The organism is Aquabacterium parvum, from assembly GCF_001447195.1.
Classification (GTDB): Bacteria; Pseudomonadota; Gammaproteobacteria; order Burkholderiales; family Burkholderiaceae_C; genus Aquabacterium; species Aquabacterium parvum.
Genome location: NZ_LFRI01000598.1, coordinates 1 through 3,747 on the forward strand (window position 1 = coordinate 1; position 3,747 = coordinate 3,747).

3 protein-coding genes are annotated in these 3,747 nt (G+C 56.4%); 2 read left to right on the forward strand and 1 reads right to left on the reverse strand.

The features are described 5' to 3' along the window. Nucleotides 1-110: 110 nt before the first annotated feature. Entirely contained in the window at nucleotides 111-1,391 is a 1,281-nt protein-coding gene (locus tag ABG80_RS20830; protein WP_058089455.1) for an RES domain-containing protein, read from the reverse strand. Between the two features lie 159 nt (nucleotides 1,392-1,550). On the opposite strand from ABG80_RS20830, the gene ABG80_RS20835 reads away from it, so the two are divergent. Next, entirely contained in the window at nucleotides 1,551-2,162 is a 612-nt protein-coding gene (locus ABG80_RS20835) for a hypothetical protein (RefSeq protein WP_058089456.1), read from the forward strand. Then, complete coding sequence (locus ABG80_RS20840; RefSeq protein WP_058089457.1) at nucleotides 2,155-3,099, forward strand: nucleotidyl transferase AbiEii/AbiGii toxin family protein; 945 nt, start codon at nucleotides 2,155-2,157, stop codon at nucleotides 3,097-3,099. Before ABG80_RS20835 ends, ABG80_RS20840 begins: the two co-directional genes overlap by 8 nt. Nucleotides 3,100-3,747: the final 648 nt, after the last annotated feature.

Sequence of the window (3,747 nt, forward strand, 5' to 3'; positions counted from 1 at the left end):
GATCAGGCCGCCACCATGGCCGCCTTGAAGGTCAAAAAGCTCAGCAACGAACTCCAGTTATCCCTCCTGTAGTGGCACGCTGACTAGGTCAACCTAGTCAAATCAACCACTTACAGCATTTGGTGTCGAACTCGGGCGGGCCCATGCGGAACCCAGCCAGCGAAGCCCTGTTCAAGAAGGGCTTCATCGATAGGGGAGTCGTCGTTGCCTGTCGTGGGGACAGCGTCTGCCACCGAGGTCAAGTGCACCACATATTCGACGTCATCAGCCTCGTCGCTCATTTGCATGACGGTCACTTCGTCTCGTGTGGTCTGTGCGTCAGGTGGCATCACTTTGCAGGCATGACTGAAAAGCACCACGTTGGATCCTTCTCCTCCACTTTGGGTTGACGGGTAGATCAGCCCATCGAGTCGAGGTTGAAGGGTGGCCAAATATTCGCAAATCACTTGGGTGATCACGTAGTCAAGGGCTTCGTCAGAAGGCAGCACCGGTGCGGACAGCTGCAAGGACAGGCGTCGCATGAAGGCAAACCGTTCTGCTTCTTGCTGAAAGCCTGGGTGGAACATGCTGCCCCGCGCGAACAGGCGGTCGAATGCTTTGAGGTTCACTAGTCGTAGGGGCCTCAGTGGTCTGAAGCCAGCCACAACCACCGAAGACCCGACGGGTGCACGGACCTCTGCAATGCAGGTGGCTACTTCGGTCGCGCCATAAAAAACGCTGATGCCAGCAGCATTCATGCGACCAGCCGGCGCAACTTTCCTCGGTGGTGCACTCAGTTCGGTTTCCCGCCTCAGCAAAAACTGCGTCACCTCACCGTGGTCCTTGGCCACTCGTGCGCGGTAGAGCAGGGCATCGGTGCCCTTGGTGATGACGGCTGGTCCATGGTGGCCTTCAAGGTGCTCCAGGCCATCGAAGATGGTGGTCAGGAACTGCAAGACGGCTGAGCTGAAGAACCTTGACTTGTGGGTGACGTCTTCCTTGATCGATTCCCACCATTGCTGCAAGCGATGTCCATCCGCAACCGTCTGCACGTAGCAGGCCTCATATCCGAATGGATCTTCTTCGCTCGGGTCGTCGTGGTGGTGCCAGTGTCGTCGGCTGTCAAGCTCAGCAATGACCGCATCTGCGATTTCTTCTGTGATGCCCGCCATGGACTGGATGACCTTGTTCGGTGGCTCGCCCTCCCGGGTCCACTCGTATGTGCTTTCCTTGTCCATGTGGAGGAACAGTTCGTATCCCTCTGGCGCGCTGGGGCTCAGTACGAAGTTTTCGTGAAACACCGGTTCGATGCGGTCGGCCAATGTCTGGATGCTCCAGGTTTTTGCGCCGCGACGGCCGCAAAACGTGCATTTGGCTTTGCTGCCGGATTGCTTGATCTCGGCGACGAGCATCTCATCGGACACGCATCGATGGCACACGAGGTCAATCTGATCGGTTGAGGCCATTGTTCTGCTGGATGGTGGGAGCTGTCAGACCGGCAAACGGGCCTGAACTTGCAAGCCCCCCAGTTTAGCCCTAAGATTGCATGAAATTTCAATGAGAATTCTGTCATGACTGCTGTTTCGGTTGCTTCTGAGAGGCCGGTGAGTGGCGCCGCTGAGCGGTTGGCCGCTTCGCTGCGTCCTGGGCGGGTGTACCGGCGGGAGGATTTGGCTGAAATGAGCACGGCGGTAGACCGTCACGTGCGCGAATTGGTCAAAGAAGGTCGAGTGAAGAAGCTGGCGCAGGGGATGTACTACGTGCCGAAGGTGTCCAGCTATGGGCCCGTGCCGCCCGAGGATGCTGAAGTGGTTGGCAGTTTCCTGCGCGATACCGAATTTCTTGTTTTCTCGCCGTCGGCATACAACGCAGTGGGCCTGGGTACAACGCAGCTTTACAACCGCACGCTGGTCTACAACCACAAGCGGCATGGCGTGTTCAAGCTCGGCAATCGGCAGTTCGATTTCCGGGTGAAACCACGTTTCCCCAAAAAGCTCACGCCGGAGTTTTTGTTTGTCGATCTACTCAACAATCTTGAGCAGTTGGCTGAAGATCGTGACGCAGTCCTGCGGCAAGCACAGAGCAAGCTGCCATCGTTTGACCCCGACAAGCTCAAACGCGCACTCTCGACATTTGGCTCCGTGGCCACCCGCAAGCGCACCAAAGGTTGGCTGAATGCCTGAATTTCTGCATGACCGAAAGGACTTCAGTGACCTGCTTGCCGTTGTCGCTGATGAGCGAAGCCTTGATCCGACATTGGTCGAGAAGGACTACTGGATCATGCATTGCCTTTGGGGGCTGCGAACTCAGGGGTTCAACTTCGAGCTCAAGGGCGGCACATCCTTGTCCAAGGGGTTTGGTGTCATCCATCGATTCTCGGAGGACATCGACATCCGCATCGAGCCACCCACAGATTTGGACGTCAAGACCGGCCGCAATCAGGATAAGGCCGCCCATGTCGCGTCCCGCCGAGCTTTCTATGACTGGCTGGCCGTCGAAATAAAAATGCCGGGCATTGTTCAAGTCGCTCGTGATGAAGATTTCGACGATGAGAAGATGCGCAGCGGTGGCATCCGGCTTTCTTACGCGGCGCGCACCGCCCCATTGGCAGGTGTCAAAGACGGGATATTGCTAGAGCTCGGTTTTGATGACACGGCACCCAACCGCCCGGTGACGATCTCGTCCTGGGCGTGGGACACAGCAAGCGCACGCGGCATCTCTGTAATGGATAACAGGGCCATCGACGTGCCGTGCTATGCGCCCACCCACACCTTTGTCGAGAAGCTTCAGACGATTTCGACCAAGTACCGGAAGCTGGGTGAGGCACAGGCGTTCCCTGCGAACTTCTTGCGCCACTACTACGATGTGTACTGCTTGCTGCAGTTGGATGAGATCCAGACGTTCATGAAGGATCCTGCATACCAGGAGCGCAAGAAGCAGCGCTTTCGCACGGGGGATGAGTTGGTGATTGCCAGCAATCCGGCATTCATCCTGAAGGATGCTGACGAGCGCAAGCGCTTTGCCACTGAGTACAGGAAGACTCAGGCGCTGTACTACCAAGGGCAACCAGACTTTGACGCACTTCTGGCTCGCATCGAAGAGAACATTGCCTTGATGTAGCAGAGTGAGTCATCCAGCCTTCCATCTCTCCAAGAAGCCAAATTTAGACATCGACCCAGGTTAGAAATTTGGCAGCACTAGGTTATGACCGGCACATGTGGAGTCGGACGGCGGACACGGTGTTACGGGTTGCCGCGTTGCCGCAACGGCTTCAAGGCTTTCTCGCACTGTCGTACTGCACTGATGGAGGACGTCATGCTTGCCGGGCGCGTTCTCTTTGCCGTTGGCGAAGTCGCTTGACGTAGGTGGAGTCGACAATTTTTTCTGGGCCAAGGCCTAATGCGCAACTCAACAAGCTGGCCATGCTTTGGTCAGTGAGCTCGAATGCGTTCGGCAAAAAGCCATGGTTGCGTCTGCTTGACTCTTCCAGTGCGACGAAGAACGCTTTGAAGGTGTCCGCCAGACCTGCGCGCTTGCCTTCCGTTCCCGCGTCAGTGATTGCGTCGTGCGGCAATGGGGTGGCCCCCCGAGTTCGACACCAAAATGCCGATTTCGCATTTTTGGTGAAGCCGTTTCCATGTGAATCAACGACTTATGCACATTTTTGCGGAAGTTTTGTGGTGGCAACTGCATGAATGCTTTGTAGTGGCGCAATTGGGGTGTTGCGCTATACTTGCGGCATGTTCATCAAGCTCACCCGCTCCAAAA

Excerpts from the sequence above, each read along its gene's own strand:
- ABG80_RS20835 (WP_058089456.1), top strand. The coding sequence starts at position 1,551 with ATGACTGCTGTTTCGGTTGCTTCTGAGAGGCCGGTGAGTGGCGCCGCT.
- ABG80_RS20840 (WP_058089457.1), top strand. The coding sequence starts at position 2,155 with ATGCCTGAATTTCTGCATGACCGAAAGGACTTCAGTGACCTGCTTGCC.
- ABG80_RS20830 (WP_058089455.1), bottom strand. The coding sequence starts at position 1,391 with ATGCTCGTCGCCGAGATCAAGCAATCCGGCAGCAAAGCCAAATGCACG.